We start from the raw sequence: 25,581 nt of genomic DNA, 5'->3' as shown, positions 1-25,581 counted from the left end.
AGAAGCCGAAGCCTCGACGCCCGCACCGCCACGCGCGGTCAAAACCCTAGATGATGCTCTCGGCGTAGAGGTCCGTCCGCCGGTCGCGGAAGAACCCCCATTCGGCACGGTAGCTCTCGATCAGCGACAGATCGAACGTGTGCACCAGCACACCCTCCTCAGTCGCGCCGAAGCTCTCTACAAGCTCGCCGCGATGATCGGCAATGAACGAATGTCCGTAGAATTTCTGCGTCGCGCCGTCGTTGTCTTCCGTCCCGATGCGGTTCGCGGCAACGATGGGGATCGCGTTCGAGACGGCATGCCCTTGCATCGCGCGCTGCCATTGCAGGTGCGTATCTAGCGAGGTGTCGTAAGGCTCGCTGCCGATGGCCGTCGGATAGAACAGCACTTCCGCGCCCTGAAGCGCCATGGCGCGCGCCGTCTCCGGATACCACTGGTCCCAGCAGATGCCGACGCCCAGGTCGCCGCGCTGTGTCTTCCACGTCTTGAAGCCCGTATCGCCGGGCCGGAAATAATACTTCTCCTGATAGCCGGGCCCGTCCGGGATGTGGCTTTTACGATAGACGCCGAGGATCGTGCCGTCCGCGTCCGCAATCGCGACGCTGTTGTAATAGCGCGGCCCGTCTTTCTCGAAGAACGAAATCGGAATGACGATGCCGAGTTCGCCGGCGAGCTTCTGCATGGCGATGACGCACGGATGCTCGGTCGCGGGCCACGCCGTCTCGAACCATTTGGGCTCCTGGCGCGTGCAGAAATAGATCCCCTGAAACAGCTCCGAGGGCAGCACGACGTCCGCGCCCATCCGCGCGGCCTCGCGCACGAACGCTTCGGTTTTCGCGATGTTGGCATCCATGTCGTGCCCGTAGGACGTCTGGATTGCCGCGACCGTAATGCTGCGATTGGCCATCAGAGAGGTTCCTGCTGCGTGATGCAATGGAAGGAGCCGCCGCCCGCGCCGCCGGAGCCCAAGAGGCCGGACGAGCGGACGCCGTGAACCGTGCGGTCCGGGAACACGGCACGCAACGCATCGAGCGCCGCCGCCTCCGTCGCCGTTCCATAGACCGGCACGACGACAACTTCGTTGGCGATGATGAAGTTCATATGCGAGGCGGGCAAGACCTCGCCCGCCGTGTCCGTTACGCGGCCGGGTCCGGGGATGCGGATCACGTCGAGCCTGCGGCCCGCCGCATCCGTCTGGCGCGCGAGGCCGTCGGCGATTGCATCCAGAATGGCCGCATTCGGATCGGTCGTGTCGGCGGGCGCCTGGCAGGCGACACGCCCCGGCCCCACGAAGCGGGCGATGTTGTCGATGTGCCCGTCGGTGTGGTCGCCGAGAAGACCTTCGTCGACCCAGATCACCTTTTTCGCGCCGAAGGCTCGGTTCAGCGCGGCTTCGGCCGCCTCTTCGGTCCAGCCATTGCGGTTCGGATTGAGCAGCGTCTGCCGGGTAGCGAGCACCGTGCCTTCGCCGTCATGCTCCACGGCGCCACCTTCGAGCACGAAGTCGAACCGCCGGATGTCGGTGCCCGTCAGCTCCGCGATGCGGTCGCCCACGGTCGCGTCGTCTGCGAGATCGTGCTTGCCGCCCCAGCCGTTCACGTCGAACCGGAGCGCGATCGTACCCGCGCCGGTGCGCGCGAAGATCGGCCCCGTATCCCTCAGCCAGATATCGCCGTACTTCGCCGGAACGAGTTCCGCCGCGTCTCCGATGGCGGCCCGCGCCGTGGCTTCGGCCTCGGGGCCGTTCACGAGCACGCGCACGGTGTTCGTCGCAGCCAGTGCGCGCACCAGCGCCGCCACATCGCGGCGCGGCGCATCGAGATCGCCGTTCCATTCGTTCGCGTCCCAGGGCCAGGCCGTCCAGATTGCTTTCTGAGGCGCCCATTCGGCAGGTACGACGATGTCCGTCCCGGTCATTGAACTCTTCGAGCCTCCAGTTTCGTTGCGCCGGTCTTGCCCGCAAGAGCGCGGCAATGCAAGGCGACAGAGGTGTCGGGGACCACTGCGACCGCCTTGTGAACGTCGCGCAAACATTCTAAAAGCAAAGCCGCCCGACCCGGCGCATGGCACCGGATCGGAATGCATAACACATTGAAATAGAATGTGTTTGGCGGGTGTAGTTCAATGGTAGAACGGCAGCTTCCCAAGCTGCATACGAGGGTTCGATTCCCTTCACCCGCTCCAACGCCTGCCCCACAGCCGTCCAGACATGATGTCCCGGTGAGGATCGGTCCTCCGGGATCGGCGCTCGCTCATCCACCCTCGTCCGCGCGCGGAACGAGCGACCGCCGGTCGAGCGCCGCTGCGAGCAGACGGAGCGCGCCGAGGATCGCTTCATCGCGGAGCGTCTCGGGCGCAAGGCCCTCCAGCCGTTGCTCAAGGTGGTCCATGTTGCCAGCGCGCGCGGCGACGGCGCTGTGAACCAGGCCGACAGGGTTGCCGTCCTCGTCGGCCTCGGGGCCGATCACGCCGGTGATGGCAACCGCCAGATCGCAATCCATCCGCTCCCGTGCTCCCCGCGCCATCATCTCGGCGACGCGACGGCTGACCGCCGTGTCCTTGCCGAGGACAACAGGCGAAACGCCGAGCGCCCGCTCCTTTGCGCGCTTCGAATAGCAGACGAATCCGCCCTGGAAGATTTCGCCGGAGCCGGGGATTGTTGCGAAGGTGCAGGCAAGCGCGCCGCCGGTGCAGGATTCGGCGGTCGTAAGCGTCAGGCCGCTCTTTGCGAGCCTTTCCACGATGCGCCGAGCCAGCGTTTCGACGGTTTCGTTGCGGTGAGGGCTCATCTTCGGTCACGGCGCCATTGAAGAACGATAATTGCTCGTGCGGACGAAGTCGCGTGCGCCACCGTTAGTTCCCTGAGCGGAGAGAGGCGGCACGTAGCGCCGGCTGGGGACTTGCGCGTTCGATGTCGAGAATCCATCGCGCGGCGATGAAGATGCCGGTTGCGACGTACGCGAGCGGGCAGATCGCGAGCATGATCACGCCGGCCATCTGCTGATCCGCGATTCCCGTCATCGCGCCGGGGTCGGCGTGATGCGCATGAGCGAGCCCCGCGTAAAGCACGCGCGGCGAGAACACGAGCAGCGCCGCGAAAAGGCAGAAGAGCTTGCCGGTGAGAAGAAGCGCAGCCACGGCCTGCCAGCGGTCGCGCCCGAGGCCGATGATCGCGTGCCAGAAGGCGACGCCGACGGCAAACAGCGAAACGCACATCGCGACATGGAGTGTGTGCCCGCCCTGCGCGGCATGGAGAACCGGCGGCAGATGCCACGTCCAAATGAGCCCGATGTGAAGCGCGACGATCAGAACGAAACCGCGGCGGGATACGGCCGGCAGTTTTGTCCGCAGCAGCCAAGCCGCGACCGGCGCCGCCACGACGAGCAGCGCGATGTGATCGATCATATGCTGGGAAAGTGGACCGAGGCCCAGGTTCAGTCCGAGAGCGTACGCCGCCCACAGTCCGATCGCGACGCTGAGTCCGGAAACGGCGGCGATATCGAGCATGGCCCAAGCCGCGATCTTGATCCGCCTCGACGACGCAGCACTCGGGTGGATCATGGCCTCCGCTCGCATTCTCTTGGGTGCGCGGTCTCTTGGGTGCGCGGTTTCGAGGCGCAACGTCGACGAGAAGAAGATTGTTCCTGATCGCCAGGAAGGGGCGTCGCCCGTAATCGCTTGCCGCCTCACGCGGAAGGAACCGCCGGGGGACGGTCGGGGTTGGATCCCAATATGGATGATCGGCGACGGACTGCGTCCCTAAGGCTTGGCGCCAGTCGCAGAAACGGCCCCGAAGACATGAACCCATAACGACAAAGAAGGAGTGCGCTTGTCATGCGTAAGGCGTTCCTTGTTCTTGCAGCCTCCGCGCTCGCGGCCGGCAGCGCAGTCGCCCAGGAGGTCTATATCGAAGGCGAGGCGGACCTCTATGACGATCCTGTCCTTGAGGAGCCGGCCTACGCCGATGAGATGGTGATCGAACGGGCCGAGCCCGGAGAGCCCATGGATGAGCCGCGCGCGCTCGGACCGCGGGTGTACGGCTGGGAGTACGCCGAGCCGCCCGCGTCCTGCGGCACCTTCAAGTATTGGAACGGGGACTACTGTGCCGATGCGCGGAGCGAGCCCCCCGACACGGATTGAGTGAAAGCTTAAACGCTCAAGCCTTCGAAGGGCTGCGAGACCACGTCTCGTAGCCCTTCGTTTTGCGCCCCCGCGTTAGGCTCCAAACCCAATCAGGATGGCCTCACGACGCGAGTGCTTTTGTTCGGCTGGCAGGAGCAAGGTCGTAGCAAACCTCTATGGTTTGCAAGACCTTGCGACGCACCTGCCGGGCAAAAGAGCCGCGCGGCTCCGCCGTGAGATAAGATTGGCCGATGGCGGCGTCGTGCTGGAAGCACGCCTCCGGCATGAAACGCTCGACCGATGCGTAGGCATCGCTCTTCGCGCTTCTCCTGGCCCTCGGCCAATCTTGTCTCATCGTGACGCCATCCTGATTGGGTTTGGAGCCTAAGGCCGTTCGCGCGTGCCCGGGAGGCGGGCCGAGATCGTGCTTGCCCAATCTCGGCCAAAATGCGCATCATCCGCTGGCGGAGCCTTTTTCGGAGGTCGCGTGACCCACCTGCTGTCGGACCGGACGGTTCTCGATCTCGTCGAGCACATTTATGCCGCCGGTTGCGATCCTGATCAGTGGAAGACGTTCGTCGATCGTGTCCACGAGGCGGTCCCTGGCAGCGCGTTCAGTGTCCACCTTGCGATCGAAGGGACGCATCTGAGCGGATCGGCCGCCGGCATCCCGCCCGAGCAGATCGAGAGCTATTTCGCGCACTATCACACGGTGAATCCCTACAACGACCTGTTTCGGAAAATTCCGGTCGGGCAGGTGCACACCGTGAGCGGCCTCGTGCCGGAAGGATGGCTCGACCGGCACGTTTTCTATCACGAGTGGCTAAAGCCCGCCGGCGATCTCAAGTGCGGAACGGGCATGGTGATCGCGCGCGACTCGCGCCGCCTTCTGCGCCTCAGTTTCGATCTGCCCTATCGCCTCGCACATCTGGAGAAGCCGGCCGCCGAACTGGTCGGCCGCTTGGGGCCGCATCTTGCGCGCGCGTTCGAGGTGAACGAGCGCCTCGGCGCGGCCAGCGCCGCGGAGGCGACGCTCGAAGCGATGATCGGTCGCGTGGATGGCGCGGCGATCCTCGTCTCTGCGGGCGGAAAAGTCGTCATGATGAATGCGCCGGGCGAAGCGCTGGCGAGATCGGGATCCTTGATCAGGATCTCGAAAGGCGAGGGACGGCTGTCGTTTTCGAACCCTGACGACGATGGAGCCTATGCCGGCCTTCTCCAGACGGCCCTCGATTCCGCCGCACGGGGAGGCCCGCTCGTGTTCCGCGCCGCGGGCGATCCGGCCGGTGCCGCCGTCACCGTCTTGCCGCTCCGGGCCGTTTCGTCGTTCGCCGCCAGCCGGGCCAGTGCGATGGCGCTCGTCGTGGTGCGGACCGGAGAAAAAGCCCAGGAGCTGCCCCAGGATGCGATGCGAAGCCTGTACAGGCTGACGGCCGCCGAATCCGATGTCGCGAGCCTCATCGCGTCCGGCCGGAGTGTTGCCGAAATCGCCGAGACGCTTGAGGTGTCGAAAGTGACCGTTCGCAACCAGTTGGCGGCCGCGATGGGCAAGATGGGCGTCAACCGGCAAGCCGAGTTGGTTGCCGCCGTTGCCGCGCTGAGTGTACGGCTGAGGTAACCCAAATCGAACCGGCATGATGAATTTGCATCATGCCCGGCGGTCCGCTCCCCCTTCAATATGGCTTCGCGTGCTCGGCAGGCGCGGAAGCCATGACGTATTTCGAGGCTGAGACCGGCATATTGCGGCAGCGCCGCCGAGTGCGCACGAGCGCCTTTCCGGGCCCTCGTGCGCAGACCCGCGAACGGTTCCGATCCGGTTATGGCGCCCAGTACGTCGGCGCGCCGTAGTGCTGGTGCGTGCGCGTTTCCCACTCGCGATCGGTCCAGGAATCGTCGCTGAATTCCGGCGCGTTTCTGAGTTGCGCTTCGGTAATTCCCGTGCGGTATCCCGCAACTTTCGGATCGTATTTCAGCGCCGACCACGGGATCGGGTAGTGGCTGTGAGCAAGGCCGAGGATGCCGCCGAAGCTCATCACCGCATAAGCGACGCGTCCGCTGTTTTTTTCGATCAGGAGATGGTCGATCTCGCCGATCACTTCCTCCTCCGCACCGATGACGTCGGTGCCGTGTACGTCTTCGCTCGATATGAGCCGGTGATCGGGATGTGCTGTAGCGCGAGCCATGAACGCCTCCAATGTCTCTTGTTGGGCTCGGCTGAATTGCCGAGTTGTCAACTAAAATCCCGGCGTTCTGTTTGGTTTCATTGCCGTCGAAAGTTCCGGCGCACCCGCGCGGGCGGAAAACGCCAGCGCGCCGCAAGCGTTTCCAGGAGGGAACTCGTTCCCGTAGGAGTGGGTTAATCGGGCAGGGAACGTATTTCCCTGAAAATCAATCAGGAGAGCAACAAAAATGACAATGAAAAAGCATGTTGTATCCCTTGCGCTCGCCGCGTCGATGGCGACGGCGGCGTCTGTGGCCGCGATGGCGGACGAGGCCAAGATGCCTGCAGGCGAGCCCGCGATGGGCGACGCCGAGAACCCGACGTCGGGCCCGGGCGTGCAGGGGCATCCTGACACCCGGACGGGTCCGTCGACGCGCGTGCCCGGCGGCGAGGAAGGGGCTGGCGAAGGCGCGGCTGGCGCCGACGAAAGTCTCGGCGGCACGACGCAGCCGAGCCAGGATTCGACAGGCGTGCAGGGCTTCCCCGACACGCGGACAGGCCCCGCAGAGCATCGTCAGGAAGGCGCCACCGGGAACGATACGAAATAACGCGACGCCTTCCGCTGCGGACGCTCGCAACGTGCACGTCGCGAGCCTCCACCCCGCTGCCAGAACAATCCCAAATAACATGCAGCGACAGGACCGGTAGGGCGAACAGCCCTCCGGTCCTTGCGCGTTGCGGACCTCCGGTGCTTGCGTGTTGAGACGCATCTTGACGTCGGTGCTTATGCCGCAGCGTCGGTCCGATTGGACGGGAACCACTCGGCGGTGAGCGTTGTTGAAATCCAGAGCGGAAACAAACAAATCGTAAGAACTGAGTGCCAGCGTCTATGAAGACCGAAATAGAAAGGTCGTTGTCTCATGCAACGCGCGGATGAACCGCAACCCTGACTTTCGCAGATCTGTAACTGTTGGAACTGTGGACGGGCTCGACAATTGGAAAATTGAGAGTCGTCGGGAAGGAGTGGCTGCAAAAGAAGGCTTTGAGCATTATGGAACGGGATTTCGGTTTTGAATTGGCGAAAGCGTTTGGGGCCCGCATGAAGCGGCTCTACGAACTCGACGAGACGGCGCTGCCGACGCAGATCGACCAATGGCTCGAACGGCTCCGCCGCGCAGAGCAGGAACTGGCCCGTAGGTCGCGGGGTAATCGCGCCGAACCCGGATCGGCGCCGGATAGAGCCTGACAATTTTGAGCGGCCGGCGTGGAAAACGCCGGCCCGGATCGCCGTGCGGCGACATCGCGACCTCCCCCCACGCCTCAACTTCGCCAACTTACTGCCGGTACCTCCCGCTTTCTCTCAATTCGAGGATGCGGGGGACGCAGGAGTATGGTCGAGAGAGCACGCGCGTGCCTGTTGGCGGCACTGGCGACAGCGGTCATGTTTGCGCCCGCCCACGCGAGGGACCTCGCAATCTATGGGCCGTTCGGACCGGAAGGCCCGAGAATGCGCGAACAGCTTTGGGTGCTCCCGAGCGGCGAGCCGGGCCATGCGCTCCGCGCCACCGTTTTCCGCCCCGACGACGCTCCGGGCGCCAAGCCTGCTCCGCGTCCTTTGGTAGTCATCAATCATGGAACGTCTGCCGCGACCCGGCTCTCCGTGGCCATGCCGGTGTATTACTGGCTCTCGAAATGGTTCGTGGATCGCGGCTACGTGGTCGCGCTGCCGCAGCGCCGCGGGCACGGCGCGACAGGCGGGCCTCTCGTCGAAGCGGTTGGCAATTGCGCCGATCCGGATCACGCGCGATCAGGCGCGATCGCGGCCGACGACATCGAGGCGGCGGTTGATTTCCTGTCACAGAAGCCGTTCGTTGCCCCGCGTGAGACCATTGTTGTCGGCATTTCGACGGGCGGCTGGGCAGCGCTGGCGCTGGCGGCCCGCAATCCCGAGAACGTGGCCGGGGTGATCAACATCGCGGGCGGCCGTGGCGGCCATGCCGGCGGGTCTCGCAACGCCGTCTGCGCCGAAAGCCGTTTGATCGAAGCTGCCGCCGCTTACGGCAGCACCGCGCGGGTCCCGAGCCTGTGGCTGTATGCGGAGAACGACTCCTACTTCGGCCCCAAGCTTGCGACCGCGATGGTTGAAGCTTGGCGCGGAGCCGGTGCGGAAGCCGAGCTTCACATTGTTCCACCCTATGGCGCGGAGGGGCACGACATCGCCAACGACCGCGCGGGCTGGAACGTATGGGGCGCGTTCGCTGACGGTTTCCTTGGCACGCATCGCCCGCCTCAGATCGCGGCAGGAGCCGTTTCTGAGGTCGCCACCGCGGCCGAGACAGGCTCCGAGTAGCACCGCTCGTATCGTTGTCTGACCTGCATAACGGCGAGGCATCGCACGGCGCGCATTGCGTGACGTCGATTGCACGCGCACGATCGCTATCATGGTCGCTTAGGACCCAATCTGCCGCTCCAGGTGCGGCGGATCGGGCGCGGGGGAACTCCACAGCTGCGGGGGAGTTTTTCGAGCAGGGGAGGCACGTACGTCAAAAACCAACAAAAGGACGGATGCTTCATGACCAAAGCCACATCTCTTCTCGCGGCCCTCACCTTTGCTCTCGGTTCGTCGACCGCGCTTGCGCAGTCCGACAGCCCTGCGGGCATTCCCGCGGATCCGAACACGCAAGAGAACGTGCAGCCGGGACCGGGCGCTGCCAATCCGTCGGACCCGGCCGCTGGCTCCGATCCGGCTGCCCGCGTTCCGACCTCACCGCCGGGCTCTGAGCCGTCTGCGGTTGAGGGCATGGGAACGGGCGAGGCAGGTCTGGAGTCGCCCGCAGGCATTCCGGCCGATCCCAATACGCATGAGAACGTGCAACCCGGACCGGGCGTCGCCAATCCGTCTGACCCGGCGGCCGGCTCCGATCCCGCCGCCCGCATCCCGACGGATGACGCGACCGACTAAGGCGCCGGTCGTCTATGCGGAAGGTGAGTTCGATGATCCCCGGTGTTTGCGCACCGGGGATTTTCAGTGCAGCGGACAGCCGCCGCCGTACCCGTTATCCGCGCCGCCGCTTGACTCGCGACATGCCCGCACTGAAACTCGGCGTCGGCCATGGCTCCACACGAGCACTCATTGAGCCCCCGTCTGTCGGGGCGGATCGGGCCGCCCGCCGCCAAGCGGCGCGCGTTGGCGGCAAGCTCCCGGCCGGCTTTTGTTCAGCTCTGTGCGAGATTTGCGGCGGCGGTCGTAACGCTGCTGTATTTGACGTCCGCCGTCTCTGCTGCGGCATGGACGCCGAAGAAGGCCGCAGAGGCCAATCGCGTCGTCGAGCAGTTTCTCGTCCACCTCAACGCATCGCATCCCGATTTGCCGGAAGCGGCCCTTTCGCTCGCAATCGGCAGCCACGATGAGCTTCTTCTGGCAAAGGGATTTGGCGAGGCCGCGCCCGGCGTCCCCGCAACCGCGCATACGGTTTACCACATCGGCTCCATTGCAAAGCAGTTTACGGCCGCCGCTGTGCTCGATCTCATTGCGCGCCACGCGCATCTGCGCAACGGCACACTTCTGAGCCTCGATCTCGCGCTGGCCGACATCTTCGACGGCGTGGAGCACTGGACGGCGCACGGGCGAGGGCCGCAGAAACATGCCGTAACGCTCCGCAACCTTCTGACCATGACGTCGAACCTGCCGAACTTCACGCGCCGCCCGCCGCCGGCGACAAATCCTTGGGGCCGCATAGGCGCGCCGGAGCTTTTGTCGGAGGTGAAGAAGATGCGGCCGTGGGGTTGGCCCAATACCTTCGAATATTCGAACACAAGCTACTTCCTTCTCGCCGAAGTGATCGAGGAGGCGGTCGCGCCCGGAGAGGCCCGCCCGAGCGCGTACTACGATTATCTGCGGCGGAACATCTTTCCGCGGGCCGGTCTCATCGAGACGGGCTTTATCGGCCACTACGCGCCGGGCTCAGAGGTTGCGATCCCTGTGGGACGCCGTCTGCGCGTCTTCGATCAGCCGAGCTGGCTCAAGGGCAGCGCCGACATGACGAGTTCGGCCGCCGATCTTTTCGCGTGGAACAGCGCGTTCATGGGAGGACGCATACTCCAGCCTGAGTCCGCCGCGCTGATGATCACCGGAACAGGGCGTGTGTCGCCCGAGATTTACTATGGGATGGGTTGGTTTGTGGAATATCGGCGCGATCACGAGGTGTTCAGCCATGCCGGCATCGTGCCGGGCTACACCTCGATCAACATGATCGCCGCCGAAACGGGCGGCGATCGCGGATGGACATCGGTCACCCTGCTGCTCAATACGGACGTCGCGCCCGATGACTTGCAAAACCTCGCCAAGGAGCTGATGCGCCTCGCGCAGGAGCGGTGAGACGCACGACGCGCCCGCGTCAGGACTCGCGCGATTTCGACCGCTCGGCAAACTCGGCGCCCGTCGTATCCGTCGCCTTGACGTCCACCTCCTCGTCGCCCGCAACCCCATAGCTGAAGCGGAAATGCGGGTTCTCTGAGATCGAGATCCCGCCCTCCATGCGGAACAGCATTTTGCCGCCCGTCGAAACTTCGAGGTTGTTGACGAAGCGCGCCGGCACGTAGCCGCGTGAGATCGGGTCCATTTGCAGCCCGGTGAAATTGGGGTGCCGGATCATTACGCGCGTCTCGCGCCACGCGGGCCCGCGTGCGTCCGCCGCCGTCGTGCGGATGTCGATGCGGCCGAGATCGGCAAGCGCCGCTTCCGCATCCTTCGACGGCGCGGCCGAGCATCCGCCCGCCCCGATCACGTACTTGGCCGACATGTGAAGCTTGCCGTCGGCCGTCTCAAGCACCGCGCGCACGTAGGAGAACGAGTCGAGCCGGATGCGGGTCTCGAAGCTGCGTTCGCCGATGTCGGCGCCCTCACGAAAACCGTCACCGAAGGTAAACGTGGCGGCGACGGGAGCAGGGTTGGTGTCCACGATCAGGGTAAGCCCGACCGCATGCGGCACGGTGCCGGCCGGAATCCGGATGCTGACGGGAAGCAGCGCCGCGTCGTGGGCGTTCTCTGGCGCGTAAAGCGTGACCGCGCCCGTGGATGGCGCGATCTCGCGGTCCCCGAAGATCTCGCGCTTGAGATCGGCCCAAAGGGCTTCCTTGTCGTCGGTCGCAAACGCGCCGTGAGGCGCCGTCAGGCCGGCGAGAAGCAGCATCGCAGCCCCGATCAGGCGGAGGAAGCGGCTGGATCGCGCACGGTGCATCGTCGGGTTAAGGGGCATGGGTCTCTCCTGCGTCGGCGTTCTCTGCGCCGCCATCCGATGGCTGCCGTAAGGAATATCGCGGCAGGCACTTGCGCACTATGGCATTTTATAACATAGGAGTTGTTACCTTGTTACACTGGAAGTTTTCATGAAATTCGTGCGCGATCTTTCCCCGCCGGTCAGGGTGCTGATGGCCCTGCTGGCTGTGACGATTCCCGCCGCGCATGCCGATGCGGGGACAGCCGGCCCCGCGGTCGCCCTCGCCGGAGCAACGGACGGTTCGGCGCTGGAAAAGGCCCTGGAGGCCGATCCGGGGACGCGAACCGAGATCGCCGCTCGTGCCGAAGCCTTAGGTTTAGCGCTGATCGAGATCGCGGTCGGCAAGGCCGCCGAATCCCAGAAAGCCCTTCGGATCGCGGGAGGAGGAAAGCCGTTCCGCGATTGCCAGGAGGCGGAGGGCTGCCCCCCGATGGTCGTCGTCCCGGCGTCGCCACCAGGCTTCAAGATCGGCTCGCCCGAGGGTGAGGAAGGCCGCCTGGCCTCCGAAAAGCAGACGGAAGTCAGCGTCGAAGCCTTCGCCATCAGCACGCGTCCGGTCACGGTCGCGGAGTACAAGGCTTGCGTCGCCGCGGGAGGCTGCGATCAGCCCGAATGGCTGGAGCGCGGCGGCCAGCACAACATCGAGACCGGCACGAGCCGCTACTATGCAGTCCTCGGCGAGCATCTCACGAACCCGGGCCAGCCTGTCGTTGGCGTGAGCCACGAGAACGCGCAGCAGTTCGCCCGATGGCTGGCGGAAAACACGGGTCAGCGCTACCGCCTGCCTTCCGAGGCGGAGTGGGAGTTTGCCGCGCGCGCAGGTACGACGACGGCGTATTGGTGGGGCGACGCGCCACCGAGCGCGGGTCGCCCTCAGGCCGTCTGCGAGGACTGCGGCACTGAATGGGACATGAAGGCGGTCGCGCCCGCCCAGTCGTTCGATCCGAATCCCTGGGGCCTCTACAACGTTCACGGCAACGTATGGGAGTGGGTGGCCGACATTTTCTGCGACGATTATGCGTCCGGCCCGCGTGACGGCACCGCGCGTATCGCCGACGACTGCGCGGCCGTGGGCAATCGCCCGCCCATGCGTGGCCTTTACACGATGCGCGGCGGATCGGCATTCTTTCCCGCCAAGTCCATGCGCTCGGCAATGCGCTTGCGCCAAAAACCCGACTTCCGCAACATCAGCGTCGGCTTCCGCGTCGCGCGCGATCTTGCACCCTGACGAGCGGAGTTCGATGTGACAAAGGCTGGGCTCAGAGGTTTCGGTAATCCATTCGGACCGCGTCAGTCCGAATCGCTGTCCGCCGCGCTTATCCGCAACATCTCGATCGTGCTGATCCTCACGCTGGTCCTGAGCGGCGTCCTGACCTATTGGCACGCGGCGACCAAGGTCGAAACCGAGGTCGACGCGGCGTTGGCGATTGCCGAACGCAGCGTGCGCAAGCTCGTGCAGGAATTCGCCCACGACGAAAACCCGCGCCTTCAGCTTGTGCGCCTTGTGCGCGTCTTCGACGGCAACCGTCACGTGCGCGCAACCCTCGTGGAGCCTGAGCCCATCGGTGCGCGCATATCGAGCTTTGCAGCACCCGCCGAGGAACTGCCGGAGTGGTTCTATAATCTGATCGCGCGGGAATCGAAGATCGTCCGCATCGACATGCCGGAAGGGCTCGCGCGCTTCGGCGCTATCGAGCTTGAAACGGAACAGCGCGGCGAGGTCGGCGAGGTATGGGACGACTTCGTGATGCGTCTCGCGATCCTGACCTTCTTCTGCGGTCTCGTTTCGACGCTGATCTACATCACCATCGGGCGCGCGCTTGAGCCTCTGCCCGCGCTCTCGGCGGCCTTCACGCGGCTCGGCGGCGGCGATTACGGCGTGCGCGTCGAGGAAGCGGGCCCGACCGAGCTGGCGCGCCTGTGTACCGGCTTCAACGAGATGGCCGCACGCCTCAGCCAGATGGAAATGCGCAACCGCGACCTCAACGATCAACTCGCGACCGTGCAGGATGAGGAACGCGCCGACCTCGCTCGCGACCTGCATGACGAAGTCAGCCCGTTCCTGTTCTCCGTCGATGTCGATGCGTCGACCATCCGGCAAATGGCCGAGGATCCGGCGAGCCCGCTTGCAGCGCGCGCGGACGCGATCCGCGAGGCCGTCGCTCACATGAAGAAGCATGTGAAGTCGATCCTTGGCCGGCTGAGGCCGGCGGTTCATCTGGAGCTTGGCCTCTCCAACGCCATCGAAACCCTGGTGGCCTCCTGGCAGCTTCGCAATCCCGACGTGACCTTCAACGTCGATGTGACGGATCGAGGCTGCGGGCAGAAGCTCGATACCGTTATTCACGGCATCGTGCGGGAGGCGATCGCGAATGCTTTCAAGCACGGCAAGCCCACCGAGATCGACGTCGAGGTGACGCGCGACGTCTCCGACGACGTCACCGTGTCCATCCGCGACGACGGCGGCGGGTTGCAGCCGGGAAGCCTCACCAGCGGTTTCGGCTTGATCGCCATGCGTGAGCGCGTCACGGCGCTCGGCGGGAAAGTTGATATTGTGAACAGGAAGGATCGGGCGGGCGTCGCGGTCGATGTTCGGATTCCGGTCCGGGAAAGTTACGCCGCATTCGATAGCTCGGCCGAGCCGGAGGTCGCTCCATGAAAATTCTCGTCGTCGACGACCATGCCGTCGTTCGTGAGGGGGTGCGTCGTTTGCTGTCGGCGATTCCGAATGCGGTCGTGCTCGAAGCTGCGACGGCGCACGAGGCGTTGAATCTGGCCCGCAAGGAAGCGCCCGATGTGCTCGTGCTCGACATCAATCTGGAGGGCGCGAGCGGCCTCGAACTCCTGCGGCGTCTGCGCATCGAGAGCCCGAACGTGCGCGTGTTGATGTTCTCGATGCATGCCGAGCCGATTTATGCGAACCGCGCACTCAAGGCCGGTGCCTATGGATACGTGTGCAAGAGCGCGGACGCCTCGGAGCTGACCACGGGCGTTTTGCGCGTGGCGGAGGGCGAGCGCTATCTCGACAGCACGATTGCGGGGGAGCTGGTCATGAGCTCCGTCCGCGCCGAAGATCCTCTGCGCAAGCTCACCAACCGCGAGATCGAGATCTTGCGGATGCTGGGCGAGGGCAAAAGCTTGCAAGGCATCGCGGACGCCATTGGCATTGCCTACAAGACTGTTGCCAACTCGTGCGGGCGCATTAAGGAAAAGCTCGATTTGCCCCGGACCTCGGACCTTATTCGGTTTTCCATCGAGAACCGGCGCAATTAAGCGCCCTTACGACTTTCGTCTCGCTTTTCCAATCCTCCGCCGTTGAAATCCCAGGCGTTATTCCCGTCAATCCGGGACGCGATCACGACTGTGTGATCGGGAAAGTTGGCAATCGACATCGGGAGGTAGTCCCATAGTGCAAGTCATTGCTCTTGCCTAAGGTCCCACTGCTTGCAGAACGGCTGGGGCGCCGAGATAACCGCTCTCCTCCTTGGGTTTTCCCGGCGTCCAGCTTTTTTCGGCAAGCCAATAGATACCTGCCCTTTGCGGAGGTCAGCAAACAACACTGGGATTTTTGAATGTGCAAAGCGGTCGCGGCCAAAAAGGCTGTCGATGCGGTTTTGCGCAACGCGGGATCTCGTTTTCGAGCACATGCCCGAACGCGAGGTGAGTGTGGGTTTCTAGGTGGGCACATCGCCTTTGATGGGCACCGGGAATCTGCCTGGAACTAGGAGAGGAAACCATATGAGACAGAGGTTAGCCTTTGTGGCGGGCGGCGTAGCCGCACTTCTTCTCGGGATGAGCAGCGTGGGCACGCCCGCGTTCGCCAATGCCGAGATCGAAGAGAGAGCCAAAAACGAAAATCTGTGGCCGGCGCCCGGCCGCGACAACAAGCTGACGCGTCACTCTACGCTGTCCGACATCAACAAGGACAACGTGAGCAAGCTCAACCACATCTGGTCGCAGTCCATGGGCGCGCTTCGCGGCCAGGAAGGCCAGCCTGTGGTCGTCGAGCATAACGGCAAGCCGATGATGTACTTCTCGTCGGGCTGTCCGAACATGGCGCAGTGTAACATCCTGCAGGCTCTGGATCTCTCCGATCCGGATAACCCCGTGCAGGTTTGGCACTACGTCAAGAAAACGGATCGTGACGAATCGGCCGTGCCGCGCGCCTGCTGCGACACCATCCATCGCGGTGTGAACTACGCCGCCGGCAAGGTGATCTACCACACGCTCGACGGCTTCGTGATCGCGCTCGACGCCTCGACAGGCGCTGAGAAGTGGGTCGTGAAGCACGCTTACCCGGAAAAGGGTGAGACCCTCACCGGCCCGACCCTCGTTGCCGAAAACCTCGTGATCGCCGGCTTCGGCGGCGACGAGTTCGCGGCGCGCGGCCGTCTGACGGCTTATGACATCGAGACGGGCAAAACCGTCTGGACCTGCCATGCGACCGGCTCGGACAAGGACGTCTGCCTGACGCCCGACTCCAACAAGGCCAACCCGCACTTCGGCAGCTACGGCAAGGACATCGGCATCACGTCGTATCCGGGTCCGATTGGCGAGCATACGGAAGGCGAGTGGCAGATCGGCGGCGGCGCGTACTGGGCATGGGGCAGCTACGATCCCGAGCTCAAGATCGTCTACTGGTCGACCGGCAACCCCGGCCACTGGTCTCCGTCGTATCGCTGCGGCGCCAAGACCCACGACGAGTGCAACACCGGCGAGTGGGACAACAAGTGGTCGATGACCACGTTCGCCCGCAAGGTGGACACCGGCGAGGTCGTCTGGGCTTACCAGATGACGCCGTTCGACCAGTGGGACTATGACGGCGTGAACGAGAACATTCTCGTCGACGACCTTGAGGTCGACGGCAAGAAGCACAAGGCTCTCGTGCACTTCGATCGTAACGGCCACGCCTACGTGCACGACCGCGTCGACGGTTCGCTGCTCCGCGCTCACCCCTTCGTGACCGTGAACTGGGCCGAAAAGATCGACCTCGAAACGGGTCGTCCGATCAAGGTCTACGAGCACTCGCCGTTCGAAGTTGGCCGCAACGTTGCAGTCTGCCCCTCCGCCATGGGCGGCAAGGACCAGCAGCCCTGCTCGGTCGATCCGAAGAACCCGGCACAGTTCTACTGCCCCACCAACAACTGGTGCATGGAGGACGAGCCTCAGGAGCGCACGCACACGCAGCAGGGCACGGTCTACGTGTTCGCCAACGTGTACATGTATCCCGAGAAGCCTGGCATCACCGGCAAGATCAAGAAGTTCGACGTTGTCACGGGTGAGACGGTTTGGGAAATCCCCGATCCTTATCCGAACTGGTCGGGCACGATGGTCACCGACGGTGGTCTGATGTTCTACGGTTCGAAGAGCGGTCATTTCCGCGCTGTCGATCGTGACAACGGCAAGGTGCTGTGGAGCCGCAAGCTTGGCTCGGGCATCATCGGCAACCCGATCACCTACAAGATCCAGGGCAAGCAGTACGTGACCATCTTCTCTGGTCTCGGCGGCTGGATCGGTCTTCCGGTGACGGCTGGCCTCGACATGAACGACAAGTTCGGTGCGATCGGTGCGACGGCCATGGCTAAGGCCACCGGCCTCGACAAGATCCCGCAGGGCGGTGAGGTCTACACCTTCCGCATCGCCGACTAATCAGTCGAAGAAGAAAGGGGCGCCCGGTGTTTTTGCACCGGGCGCTCTTCTGCTTTCAGCCTATGCCGCGCACGCGTCGGGTACAGCCCTTAGGGATATGGATCCCCGATCTATCGCCATGGATTTGCGCGCGAAACTGTGAACGCCCGAGACGTGATCCGGGCTTGCCTCGGCAATGCACGAGGGATAAGTAAGCAACATTATAACGTTTAGAGGTAGAGCGTGAAAAAGCTGCCTGTTGCGCTGATTGTGAGTGCCCTTCTTGCTTGGTCCGGCCCGTCGCTGGCGCGCGAGGCGAGTTCCGCCATGGGCGAGTTGCGCTCCTTCACGAAGAACAAGCTCTTCGACGACCTGACGGCAGCCGAGCACACCGCGACCCGTCAAGCCGCACGGACACGCAAACTCAAAAGCCCGCTGCGCGTCTGCGCCGATCCCGGCAACATGCCGTTGTCCTCTCGTGAGGAGGATGGCTTCCAGAACAAAATTGCAAAGCTTCTCGCAGAGGATCTCGGCACGCACGCAAGCTTCTTCTGGCGGCCCTACCACGAACGCGGATTGACCCGCGAAACGTTCCAGAACGACGAGTGCGATATCCTGATGGATATGCCCATCGAGCTGCAGGATTTGCTGACGACGGAACCCCTCTATCGCACGACCTACGTTTTTGCCCATCGCGAAGACAGGAATATCAAGATCGAGAATCTTGATGACCCCGTCCTGAATGAACTGAAGATCGGCGTCTTTCAGCATTCCGGCATCCGCGAGGCGCTCGTGCGGCGCGGTGTGCGCGGCCTGCATTTGCAGATCATCTCCTACGATACGGACCTGAGGCCCGAAAGCCAGCCGTGGCGCCAGGTTCAGCAGGTGATCGACGGAGAACTCGACGTTGCCGCGGTGTGGGGACCGTTTGCCGGTTGGCTCAAGACGATGAAGAACGAGCCGATCGTGATCCAGCCCGTGAACCTTTGGGAAGATCACGTGCCGATGGAGTTCGAACTCGCCATCGGCATGGAGCAAAATCAGGTCATGTTGAAATACATGCTCGATTGGGCGCTTCATCGGAAACACAAGGAGATCACGGCCATCCTGCAGGAATACGGTGTGCCGCTGATCAAGTGCGCGAAGTGCGCGGCCGACGGCGACCTGCCCGCGCACGGCTCCTATTACGACCGCATCCGCAACGTGTCGCAGGATCGCTTCCTCAAAGAAGCGCCGAAGATTATGCCGACCGAAAAGGCGGCCGCCCATCAGATCGTCACGAAGGAGCGCCTGGAAGGCTGGCTAGCCGATGGCGCAGATATCGATCGCGAGCTGTTCGCGTCGGTCACCGGGAACGACGCGGAACGCTTGAGCTTCCTCATCTCCAAAGGTGGCGATGTCAATAAGCGTCACGCGACCGGCGCAACGCCGCTCGATGCCGCGGCGAGCTCGCGCAGGCCAAGCCTCATCAAGATATTGATCGATGCTGGCGCCGATCCGAATGCGACCGACAACGACGGTTTCTTCCCGCTTCTGCACGCGATCAACCGCAATCACGTTCCGTCCATCGAAGCGTTGGTGAAGGGCGGCGCGGACATCGAGAAGAAGACCAAGGACGGCATCACGCCGCTCTCGTGGGCCATCGGTGACAACAAGTTCTTCGCGGCCAAGGCGCTCATCGATCTCGGCGCCAACGTCGATGCCACATCGGGCTACGAGGAAGTGACGCCTTTGATGGTGCTTGCGACGCAACTCGCCGCGCGGACGCGCTCTGGCCATATCTCGCAAGGCCCGCAGCCGCTCGATCTCGCGCAGGAGCTGATCGACAAGGGCGCGAACGTCAATACGCTTTCGAAGGACGGCATCTCCGCGATCATGATCGCGGCCGGGCATAACAACGCGCCGATCATCGGCCTGCTGGGGAAGGCCGGTGCCGATATCGATGTGAAGTCTCCGATCGGGCAGACCGCGACCGACATTGCCAAGAGCGCGGGCTTCGATTCGGCCGTGGGCGCACTCAACATGATTGCGCGCGGCACGTCCGGCGCATCCGGTCCGCCGGCTGGGCCATCGACGCCGATCCCGAACTGACCTGACTTTGGATTCGATGCAACAGAAGGCCAGCCAATGCTCTTGAGATCCGCCGTACCCGCCGCGTTTCTGCTCTCGCTGATGATCGCCCCGCATCCGGCGCACGCGCTCCGGATCTTCGTGACCAACGAGCGCGACAACACGGTGACGGTGCTCGGAGACGACTTCGAGATCATCAAGACCATCGAGACGGGAATGCGCCCTCGCGGCATCCGCATCACGCCGGACTTCAAAGAGGTGATCGTCTGCGTCGGCGACGACAACCGCCTCGAAGTCATCGACACCGAAACGCTCGAAGTGACGCGCCATCTCGATTCGGGCCCCGATCCCGAGTTGCTCGACATCGATCCCGAAGGTCGCTTGATCTACGTGGCCAACGAGGACGACGGTTTCGTCACCATCATGGAGCGCGAGAGCGGCAAGGTTCTCGCCGAGGTGCCGGTGGGCGTCGAGCCCGAGGGCATGGCCGTTTCGCCCGACAACCGCATTACCGTCGCCACCTCGGAAACCACGAGCATGGCGCACATCATCGACACCAAGACGTTCGAGGTCCTGGAAAACATCATGGTGGACACGCGCCCGCGCGAGGCCGAGTTCATGAAGGATGGCAAGACCGTGTGGGTGTCCGCGGAGATCGGCGGCACCGTGGCCGTGATCGATGCGTTCAGCTACAAGACCGTTCACAAGTTCGGGTTCGAGATCCCGGGCGTCAATGCGGAACTGATCCAGCCGGTCGGCATCGAGCTGTCGAAGGACGGAAAGCTTGCGTTCGTCGCCTTGAGCCACGCCAATCGCGTGGCCGTGGTCGACACTGCAACTTACGAGGTCGTACAGTACATCCTTGTCGGTCAGCGCCCCTGGCATATGGCCGTCCACCCCGATGGCAAAACGCTGTTCGTGGCGAACGGCTTGACCAACGACATGACGATCGTCGATATCGCGAGCCTGAGGCCCGTGAAATCGGTCCCCGTTGGCCGGCTCCCCTGGGGGATCGCCGTGAAGCCGTGAGGACCCGCAGGCGGGGCGGTATTGACCCTGTGATCCGCCTGTATTGGTCGCGGACAAGACGTGTTACTTTATTCGGGTATTAGGAGACCCGTTCCATGAAGATCCTGGTCGTAGACGATCATGCCGTCGTGCGGGAGGGCATTCGCCGCCTGCTCGCGACAATCTCGGGCGCAGAGATCCATGAGGCCGCAACAGCGCAGGATGCGCTGGCCTTATCCCGCTCTGTTTTGCCCGACGTCATCGTGCTCGACATCAACCTCGACGGTTCGAGCGGCCTGGAGCTGCTGCGTCGCCTCAAGGCGGACAATGTCGCGTCCCGCATCGTCATGTTCACCATGCACTCCGAGCCGAGCTACGCCATGCGCGCGCTGAAGGCCGGTGCGGCGGGCTACGTGAGCAAGAGCGCGGAAGCGGGCGAACTGGTGACCGCGGTCAAGAAGATCGCGTCCGGAGATCGCTACCTCGACCGGACGATGGCGAGCGAACTCGTTTTCAGCGCGGCCTTCACGGAAGATCCGCTGCACAAGCTGTCGAACCGCGAGGTCGAGATCCTGCGTCTTCTGGGTGAGGGCAAGAGCCTGGCCGAGATCGCCAGCACATTCGGCATCGCCTACAAGACGGTGGCGAACTCGTGCAGCCGCCTCAAGGAAAAGCTGGGTGTGGAGCGCACGGCCGACCTCATCCGCCTCTCCGTCGAGCGCCGCATCCGGTAGTGCACCGTCGCTGCGTTTCGCTGCGCTCAACTTGGCCGGGATGATAGCACGCGGCGCGGCTCACCGCGCGAGCCGCTCGCGCGTGAGCGTCTTGGCGAGCTCTACCGCAGGCTGATCGAACGGATCCAGCTCCAGAAGCCGTCCGGCCAGGATCGTCTCGATCATGAAGTGCATGAGGAGCGCGCCAATCGCGTGCTCGTCGAGCGTGTCGAGGTCGACAGTGCGCACCGGCCGCCCCGCCTGAACCAGCGCGTCTTCGATCGCATGCGCCTGCGCATCCACGACGTCGCCGATGGTCTTGCCGCCGAGAAAGTCCTGGCCTGCAATGCGCGCCAGTTCCGGGTCCAGCATGTCGCCATGACCCGCGCTCGCGACGCGCACGAGTGTGACATAGATCTCCCGCGGCCCATCCATGAAGAGCTGAAGCTGGCTGTGCTGATCGAGCGGCCCGAGCGCCGGGATTGGGCTCGTGCCTTCGCCGCCCTTGCCGAGGCTTTCGGCCCAGAGCTGCACGAACCACTCGGAAAAGCGCCCGAGCCGGTCGTTGTAGGGCATCATGACAAGCGTGCGGATACCCCGCTCCTTCGAGAGCGCCACGGCGGCAGCGGCGCCGACGGCCGGCGCGAATTCGTCCGGCGTTTTGGCGGCAAGAAGCGCGTCGATCACTTCCCGCGCGCCTTCGCGAATTTTACGGGCGTCGAGCCGGCGCGCGAGCGCCGGGATCAGGCCCACATTGGTGAGGCACGAAAAACGTCCGCCGATCCCGGTGTGATGATCCAGCATCGGCACGCGGAGGCTCGCGAGCAACGTGCGCAGCCCATTCGTCTTGCCGGGCTTGTCCGGCTCCGTGATGCCGAGAAAGAGCTGCGGAATGCGATCTTCGAGGCCGGCCGCGCGCACCGCGTTGAGCGCGACGAGGAGCTGCGCGATCGTCTCCGTCGTGCCGCCCGACTTCGACGTGACGACGAACCGCGTGGCATCGAGGTCGAGACGCTTGAGGCCCGCGGCCAGCGTCAACGGATCGAGGTTGTCGTAAAAGCGCGTCTTGAGCTTGTGCACGCTGTTGGTCGAGCAGCAGGAGACGCCCGGCAGGTTCCAGCCGCCGAACTGGGCGAGCGTCTGCCCGCCGAGCCCCGATCCGCCGGTGCCGAAGAACACGACGGTCTCGGCGCCCTCCACGAGCTTTCGAAGCGCGGCTTCGGCGGCGTCGAGATCGGCAGTGTCCTCCGCGATGCGAAGCACCGGCAACGCGCCGGTTTCGTAATCGTCCTGCAGGGCGGCGAGATGCGGTGCGGCCTTGTCCAGCCAGCGTTTGAAATCCGCGTCGCTCAGCCCGTGCGATCCGATGGCGTCCGAGAGACATCCGTCGATGGACTGGCGATAGGAGGAGGGGGGCGTGGCAGCAGGATGGGTCACGGTCATGGCACCCGGATAACCGGCGGAAGGAACATCGGTTCCGGCAGGGCTAGCCGGTTTCGGAGAATTCGCCAAGGGCGGCCGCCCCGTCTCTCCGCACGCGGAGCGAGGGGACGGTGCGTGGAAGGAGTGTTGTTACCCGCCCTTGCTGTCGCCGGCCGCTCCCTGCGGCTGGCCGACAATGGTGATGATCAGGTCGTCCGCCTTGAGCAGGCGCTTGGCCACGCGCTTGGCGTCGTCGATCGTGAGCGCTTCGATCATCTTGTTGCGGTTCTCGATGTAATCGGGTCCGAAGTCGTCTTCGAGCAGACCGAGAAGCTGCGTCGCGATCTTCGCATTGCTGTCGAAACGCAGCGCATAGGAGCCGACCAGGTAGTCCTTGGCGTTCTTCCATTCCTGCTCGGTCGGTCCGTTCTCGGCCACGTGTTTCAGTTCGCCGCGGATGAGGTCGAGCGATTGATTGATTGCGTCCGCCCGCGTCGCAACACCGCCCGAGAACACCGAAGTGTGCCGGAAGGGCTGGATGTAGCTGTAGACGGAGTAGGCCAGCCCGCGCTTTTCGCGCACCTCTTCCATCAGGCGCGAGGCAAATCCGCCGCCGCCAATGAGTTGATTGAGGACGAACGCCGCGAGGAAGTCCGGATCTTTGCGCGGCATGGCGCCGAAACCGAACACCGCGACCGATTGCGGAACGTCCATATCGATCCACCGCTCCGTGCCGCCTGTCACAGGCTCGGCCATCGGAACGGGGAAGAGATCGGCTTTCTCGGGAAGGTCTCCGAACACCTCGTCGAGCAGCTTGCCGAGCGCCTCTTCGGTGATGTCGCCCACGGCCACGATGCGCAGGTTCGAACGCGCGAAGACGCGCTTGCGGTAGGCTTCGAGATCCTCGCGCGTCACCGCGGCGATGGTCGCGTCCGTGCCGTGCGCCGCCCGTCCGTAGGAGTGGCCGGAGAAGGCGGTAGCAAACCATTCCTTGCTGGCCACCCGCTCCGGATCGCGATCCGAATAGACGAGGTTCGCGCGGATCTGCGCCCGGATGCGCTCCACCGCATCTTCATCGAAGCGCGGCTTGGTGAGCGCGAGTTTCAAAAGATTGACGGCCTGGTCGCGGTATTCGGTCAGCGTCTGGAAGCTGCCGTAGAACGCGTCGCGGCTGTCTTCGAAACGAAGACGCATCGCGATGGTGTCCATCTCTTCCTGGAACACGGCGGATGTGAGGTCTCCCGCGCCCTCGTCGAGCATGGCGGTGAGGAAGTTCGCGACGCCTTCCTTGCCCTCGGGATCCTGCGAGTTGCCGCCCTCGAAGGAAAAGCGCATCGCGAGCAACGGATTTTCGTGCGCTTCGACGAGCCACGCCTTGATGCCGCCGGGGCTGGTGATGACCTTGATTTCCATAGCGTGTGCGGGCCTGAACGGAGCGAGAAGAAGAGGGGCGAGAAGAGCGAAGGCGAAGAAGGCGCCAAGGCGGAACGGACGCGCGCGGGAAGGGAAGAAGCGATCCATTGAGCTGTCCCTGAACGTTAGGAGCGATTGTTGGGGCCGGCCGGCGGGTCGGCGGGCGTGTTCGCCTCCGCGGTGGGCGTGAGATAGCCGGTCACCGAGTGATTGATGTCGAGATAGGTGTTCGCCACCCGCTTGATGTCATCCGCCGTGACCTTCGAGATCTCTTCCGGCCAGGCCTGGATCTGCTCGATCGTGCGCCCGAGTGCGACACCCCAGCCATAACGGCGGGCGAGCGACGACTGATCGTCGTTCTGGTAGACGTAGCGCGCGATGTAGTTCGACTTGGCGCGCTTGAGTTCGTCGTCGGTGACGCCGTTTTCGCGGATCTCCGCCAGAACCTTGTCGAGCGAGGCTTCGATCTTGGGAAGGTTCTCCGGTGCGTCGGCCACCGCATAGAGGCTGATCGTGCCGCTATCGAGCCCCGATCCCGAGTAGCGTCCGCCCGCAGACGACGCGACCTTCTCGTCGACCACGAGCGTGCGATAGACACGGCTCGTTGCGCCGTCGGCGGCGATTTTCATCAGAAGGTCGAGCGCTTCGGCATCGCCCGGCTTCGCCGTCGTGTAGCTCGGCACGATGTAGTCGCGATGGAACGACGCGTTGCCCGCGCGCGGATCGGAATACTTCACGCGTCGTGCGGCGCGCTGTGGCGGCTCGGTCGGCCGCTTGCGTGCAGTCGCGACATCGGGGTTCGAAGGGATCTTGCCGTATGTGGTTTCGGCCAGCGTACGCACCTCGTCCGCGGTGACGTCACCGGCGACCACGAGCACCGCGTTGTTGGGCGCATAGAACAGCTTGTAAAAGTCGAGCGCATCCTCGCGCGACAGCTCAGCCATTTCATGCTCCCAGCCGATGACGGGGATGCCGTAGGGATGCGAGTAATAGAGCGTCGCGCTCATCTGCTCGTCGAGGATCGCGGCCGGATTGTTCTCGATACGCGAGCGGCGTTCTTCGAGGATCACGTCGCGCTCCGTCAGCACTTCAGGTTCCGTGAGGCGCAGGTTGACCATGCGGTCCGCCTCCATCTCCATGACAGTCGGCAGCCGTTCCTTGGCGATGCGCTGGAAGTAGCTCGTGACGTCGTGGCTGGTGAAGGCGTTGTCCTGGCCGCCGAGGCGCGCCACGATCTTCGAAAACTCGCCGAGCGGGATCGTATCCGTCGATTTGAACATCAGGTGTTCGAGGAAGTGCGCGATGCCGGAGACGCCCTTCGGCTCGTCGGCAGCGCCCACCTTGTACCAGACCATGTGCGTCACGACGGGCGCGCGGTGATCGGGGATCACCACGACCTGCAAACCGTTATCGAGTTTGAATTCGCTGATCGCAGGTTGAGCGCTGGCGTGGGTCGGAAGGATGGCGAGCATGATCAGGGTAACCCAGGTAAAGAGGCGCAGACCGCCCGGTGAATGCATCATGAGATCCTCGGCGGAGAGACCGTGGGAGGTATGAATCCGGCCATCCGATGATCGAGTGGGACGGCCGGAAAATGGCTGCATGAGATCTCGGCATTCAAGGCTTGGAAGTCAAATGACAAGCCGTTCATGTCTTGGTGAGTGCGACCCTCCAAGCCGTGCAAATAATTGAAAATGCAGAAAAATAGGCGCGCTCTTGCGCGCGTCGATTGACTGCGCGCATGGACGTCGGGCCAAGGGAGAGA

Annotated in this window: 23 protein-coding genes and 1 tRNA gene; 15 read left to right on the top strand and 9 right to left on the bottom strand. The window is 63.9% G+C overall.

Annotated features, from left to right (window positions below):
* Nucleotides 1–46 precede the first annotated feature (46 nt).
* Both aguB and W911_RS15815 read right to left on the bottom strand, forming a co-directional pair.
* On the bottom strand, nucleotides 47–907 hold the full coding sequence (aguB, locus tag W911_RS15820; RefSeq protein WP_023788550.1) for an N-carbamoylputrescine amidase: 861 nt from the start codon (nucleotides 905–907) through the stop codon (nucleotides 47–49).
* The gene (locus W911_RS15815) at nucleotides 907–1,917 is read right to left on the bottom strand and encodes an agmatine deiminase family protein (protein ID WP_023788549.1); all 1,011 of its coding nucleotides are present in this window, start codon (nucleotides 1,915–1,917) and stop codon (nucleotides 907–909) included. The genes aguB and W911_RS15815 overlap by 1 nt, the downstream gene beginning before the upstream one ends.
* A gap of 193 nt (nucleotides 1,918–2,110) precedes the next feature.
* Between W911_RS15815 and W911_RS15810 the strand changes: the two genes are divergently transcribed.
* Nucleotides 2,111–2,184: transfer RNA gene (locus tag W911_RS15810), tRNA-Gly, on the top strand.
* 68 nt (nucleotides 2,185–2,252) lie between these two features.
* On the opposite strand, the gene W911_RS15805 is transcribed toward W911_RS15810, so the two are convergent.
* Both W911_RS15805 and W911_RS15800 read right to left on the bottom strand, forming a co-directional pair.
* A complete protein-coding gene (locus W911_RS15805) occupies nucleotides 2,253–2,789 on the bottom strand; it encodes a CinA family protein (RefSeq protein ID WP_023788548.1) in 537 nt (178 codons plus the stop codon).
* A gap of 64 nt (nucleotides 2,790–2,853) precedes the next feature.
* Complete coding sequence (locus W911_RS15800) at nucleotides 2,854–3,561, bottom strand: cytochrome c oxidase assembly protein (RefSeq protein WP_158412877.1); 708 nt, start codon at nucleotides 3,559–3,561, stop codon at nucleotides 2,854–2,856.
* Between the two features lie 273 nt (nucleotides 3,562–3,834).
* Between W911_RS15800 and W911_RS15790 the strand changes: the two genes are divergently transcribed.
* Nucleotides 3,835–4,140: a hypothetical protein gene (locus W911_RS15790; RefSeq protein ID WP_023788545.1), complete on the top strand. Its 306-nt coding sequence runs from the start codon at nucleotides 3,835–3,837 to the stop codon at nucleotides 4,138–4,140.
* 469 nt (nucleotides 4,141–4,609) lie between these two features.
* On the top strand, nucleotides 4,610–5,740 hold the full coding sequence (locus W911_RS15780; protein ID WP_023788543.1) for a helix-turn-helix transcriptional regulator: 1,131 nt from the start codon (nucleotides 4,610–4,612) through the stop codon (nucleotides 5,738–5,740).
* 199 nt (nucleotides 5,741–5,939) lie between these two features.
* Here W911_RS15780 and W911_RS15775 read toward each other — a convergent pair whose 3' ends face one another.
* Nucleotides 5,940–6,305 carry a PRC-barrel domain-containing protein gene (locus tag W911_RS15775; RefSeq protein ID WP_023788542.1) on the bottom strand — a complete coding sequence of 122 codons (366 nt, stop codon included), beginning with the start codon at nucleotides 6,303–6,305 and terminating at the stop codon, nucleotides 5,940–5,942.
* Nucleotides 6,306–6,531: 226 nt separating this feature from the next.
* On the opposite strand from W911_RS15775, the gene W911_RS15770 reads away from it, so the two are divergent.
* From W911_RS15770 to W911_RS15750, 5 genes are all read left to right on the top strand, one after another.
* Nucleotides 6,532–6,891 (top strand): hypothetical protein, encoded by a 360-nt coding sequence (locus W911_RS15770; protein ID WP_041316678.1) that lies wholly within the window; start codon nucleotides 6,532–6,534, stop codon nucleotides 6,889–6,891.
* Between the two features lie 362 nt (nucleotides 6,892–7,253).
* On the top strand, nucleotides 7,254–7,529 hold the full coding sequence (locus W911_RS15765; protein ID WP_144083629.1) for a hypothetical protein: 276 nt from the start codon (nucleotides 7,254–7,256) through the stop codon (nucleotides 7,527–7,529).
* Between the two features lie 261 nt (nucleotides 7,530–7,790).
* Nucleotides 7,791–8,633, top strand: a complete 843-nt coding sequence (locus W911_RS15760; protein WP_244438545.1) for an alpha/beta hydrolase family protein — start codon at nucleotides 7,791–7,793, stop codon at nucleotides 8,631–8,633.
* A 222-nt stretch (nucleotides 8,634–8,855) separates the two neighbouring features.
* On the top strand, nucleotides 8,856–9,245 hold the full coding sequence (locus tag W911_RS17560) for a hypothetical protein (RefSeq protein ID WP_023788538.1): 390 nt from the start codon (nucleotides 8,856–8,858) through the stop codon (nucleotides 9,243–9,245).
* 171 nt (nucleotides 9,246–9,416) lie between these two features.
* The gene (locus W911_RS15750) at nucleotides 9,417–10,661 is read left to right on the top strand and encodes a serine hydrolase domain-containing protein (RefSeq protein WP_023788537.1); all 1,245 of its coding nucleotides are present in this window, start codon (nucleotides 9,417–9,419) and stop codon (nucleotides 10,659–10,661) included.
* A gap of 19 nt (nucleotides 10,662–10,680) precedes the next feature.
* Here the strand turns inward: W911_RS15750 and W911_RS15745 are convergent, their stop codons facing one another.
* Entirely contained in the window at nucleotides 10,681–11,541 is an 861-nt protein-coding gene (locus tag W911_RS15745) for a quinoprotein dehydrogenase-associated SoxYZ-like carrier (RefSeq protein WP_023788536.1), read from the bottom strand.
* A 130-nt stretch (nucleotides 11,542–11,671) separates the two neighbouring features.
* Between W911_RS15745 and W911_RS17555 the strand changes: the two genes are divergently transcribed.
* The 7 genes from W911_RS17555 (at nucleotide 11,672) to W911_RS15710 (ending at nucleotide 21,002) form a co-directional block, all read left to right on the top strand.
* Nucleotides 11,672–12,790 (top strand): formylglycine-generating enzyme family protein, encoded by a 1,119-nt coding sequence (locus tag W911_RS17555; protein ID WP_023788535.1) that lies wholly within the window; start codon nucleotides 11,672–11,674, stop codon nucleotides 12,788–12,790.
* A gap of 15 nt (nucleotides 12,791–12,805) precedes the next feature.
* Nucleotides 12,806–14,221 (top strand): histidine kinase, encoded by a 1,416-nt coding sequence (locus tag W911_RS15735; protein WP_023788534.1) that lies wholly within the window; start codon nucleotides 12,806–12,808, stop codon nucleotides 14,219–14,221.
* The gene (locus tag W911_RS15730; RefSeq protein ID WP_023788533.1) at nucleotides 14,218–14,835 is read left to right on the top strand and encodes a response regulator transcription factor; all 618 of its coding nucleotides are present in this window, start codon (nucleotides 14,218–14,220) and stop codon (nucleotides 14,833–14,835) included. The genes W911_RS15735 and W911_RS15730 overlap by 4 nt, the downstream gene beginning before the upstream one ends.
* A 465-nt stretch (nucleotides 14,836–15,300) precedes the next feature.
* The gene (locus W911_RS15725) at nucleotides 15,301–17,211 is read left to right on the top strand and encodes a PQQ-dependent dehydrogenase, methanol/ethanol family (protein ID WP_041316675.1); all 1,911 of its coding nucleotides are present in this window, start codon (nucleotides 15,301–15,303) and stop codon (nucleotides 17,209–17,211) included.
* A gap of 222 nt (nucleotides 17,212–17,433) precedes the next feature.
* Nucleotides 17,434–19,281: a quinoprotein dehydrogenase-associated putative ABC transporter substrate-binding protein gene (locus W911_RS15720; RefSeq protein WP_023788531.1), complete on the top strand. Its 1,848-nt coding sequence runs from the start codon at nucleotides 17,434–17,436 to the stop codon at nucleotides 19,279–19,281.
* Between the two features lie 36 nt (nucleotides 19,282–19,317).
* Nucleotides 19,318–20,289, top strand: coding sequence for a PQQ-dependent catabolism-associated beta-propeller protein (locus tag W911_RS15715; protein ID WP_023788530.1), 972 nt, complete (start codon nucleotides 19,318–19,320; stop codon nucleotides 20,287–20,289).
* Between the two features lie 95 nt (nucleotides 20,290–20,384).
* Nucleotides 20,385–21,002 carry a response regulator transcription factor gene (locus W911_RS15710; RefSeq protein WP_023788529.1) on the top strand — a complete coding sequence of 206 codons (618 nt, stop codon included), beginning with the start codon at nucleotides 20,385–20,387 and terminating at the stop codon, nucleotides 21,000–21,002.
* 60 nt (nucleotides 21,003–21,062) lie between these two features.
* Here W911_RS15710 and W911_RS15705 read toward each other — a convergent pair whose 3' ends face one another.
* From W911_RS15705 to W911_RS15695, 3 genes are all read right to left on the bottom strand, one after another.
* Nucleotides 21,063–22,424 (bottom strand): glucose-6-phosphate isomerase, encoded by a 1,362-nt coding sequence (locus W911_RS15705; RefSeq protein ID WP_023788528.1) that lies wholly within the window; start codon nucleotides 22,422–22,424, stop codon nucleotides 21,063–21,065.
* A 129-nt stretch (nucleotides 22,425–22,553) separates the two neighbouring features.
* Nucleotides 22,554–23,924 carry a M16 family metallopeptidase gene (locus W911_RS15700; protein WP_023788527.1) on the bottom strand — a complete coding sequence of 457 codons (1,371 nt, stop codon included), beginning with the start codon at nucleotides 23,922–23,924 and terminating at the stop codon, nucleotides 22,554–22,556.
* A 17-nt stretch (nucleotides 23,925–23,941) separates the two neighbouring features.
* On the bottom strand, nucleotides 23,942–25,339 hold the full coding sequence (locus W911_RS15695; RefSeq protein WP_023788526.1) for a M16 family metallopeptidase: 1,398 nt from the start codon (nucleotides 25,337–25,339) through the stop codon (nucleotides 23,942–23,944).
* Nucleotides 25,340–25,581: the final 242 nt, after the last annotated feature.

The sequence above is a fragment of the Hyphomicrobium nitrativorans NL23 genome (assembly GCF_000503895.1).
GTDB lineage: Bacteria > Pseudomonadota > Alphaproteobacteria > Rhizobiales > Hyphomicrobiaceae > Hyphomicrobium_C > Hyphomicrobium_C nitrativorans.
This window is presented reverse-complemented; position numbering and strand designations above follow the sequence as displayed.

Coding starts and splice junctions, on each gene's coding strand:
- aguB (WP_023788550.1), bottom strand. CDS start 907: ATGGCCAATCGCAGCATTACGGTCGCGGCAATCCAGACGTCCTACGGG.
- W911_RS15815 (WP_023788549.1), bottom strand. CDS start 1,917: ATGACCGGGACGGACATCGTCGTACCTGCCGAATGGGCGCCTCAGAAA.
- W911_RS15805 (WP_023788548.1), bottom strand. CDS start 2,789: ATGAGCCCTCACCGCAACGAAACCGTCGAAACGCTGGCTCGGCGCATC.
- W911_RS15800 (WP_158412877.1), bottom strand. CDS start 3,561: ATGATCCACCCGAGTGCTGCGTCGTCGAGGCGGATCAAGATCGCGGCT.
- W911_RS15790 (WP_023788545.1), top strand. CDS start 3,835: ATGCGTAAGGCGTTCCTTGTTCTTGCAGCCTCCGCGCTCGCGGCCGGC.
- W911_RS15775 (WP_023788542.1), bottom strand. CDS start 6,305: ATGGCTCGCGCTACAGCACATCCCGATCACCGGCTCATATCGAGCGAA.
- W911_RS15770 (WP_041316678.1), top strand. CDS start 6,532: ATGACAATGAAAAAGCATGTTGTATCCCTTGCGCTCGCCGCGTCGATG.
- W911_RS15760 (WP_244438545.1), top strand. CDS start 7,791: ATGCGCGAACAGCTTTGGGTGCTCCCGAGCGGCGAGCCGGGCCATGCG.
- W911_RS17560 (WP_023788538.1), top strand. CDS start 8,856: ATGACCAAAGCCACATCTCTTCTCGCGGCCCTCACCTTTGCTCTCGGT.
- W911_RS15745 (WP_023788536.1), bottom strand. CDS start 11,541: ATGCCCCTTAACCCGACGATGCACCGTGCGCGATCCAGCCGCTTCCTC.
- W911_RS17555 (WP_023788535.1), top strand. CDS start 11,672: ATGAAATTCGTGCGCGATCTTTCCCCGCCGGTCAGGGTGCTGATGGCC.
- W911_RS15730 (WP_023788533.1), top strand. CDS start 14,218: ATGAAAATTCTCGTCGTCGACGACCATGCCGTCGTTCGTGAGGGGGTG.
- W911_RS15725 (WP_041316675.1), top strand. CDS start 15,301: ATGAGACAGAGGTTAGCCTTTGTGGCGGGCGGCGTAGCCGCACTTCTT.
- W911_RS15715 (WP_023788530.1), top strand. CDS start 19,318: ATGCTCTTGAGATCCGCCGTACCCGCCGCGTTTCTGCTCTCGCTGATG.
- W911_RS15710 (WP_023788529.1), top strand. CDS start 20,385: ATGAAGATCCTGGTCGTAGACGATCATGCCGTCGTGCGGGAGGGCATT.
- W911_RS15705 (WP_023788528.1), bottom strand. CDS start 22,424: ATGACCGTGACCCATCCTGCTGCCACGCCCCCCTCCTCCTATCGCCAG.
- W911_RS15700 (WP_023788527.1), bottom strand. CDS start 23,924: ATGGATCGCTTCTTCCCTTCCCGCGCGCGTCCGTTCCGCCTTGGCGCC.
- W911_RS15695 (WP_023788526.1), bottom strand. CDS start 25,339: ATGATGCATTCACCGGGCGGTCTGCGCCTCTTTACCTGGGTTACCCTG.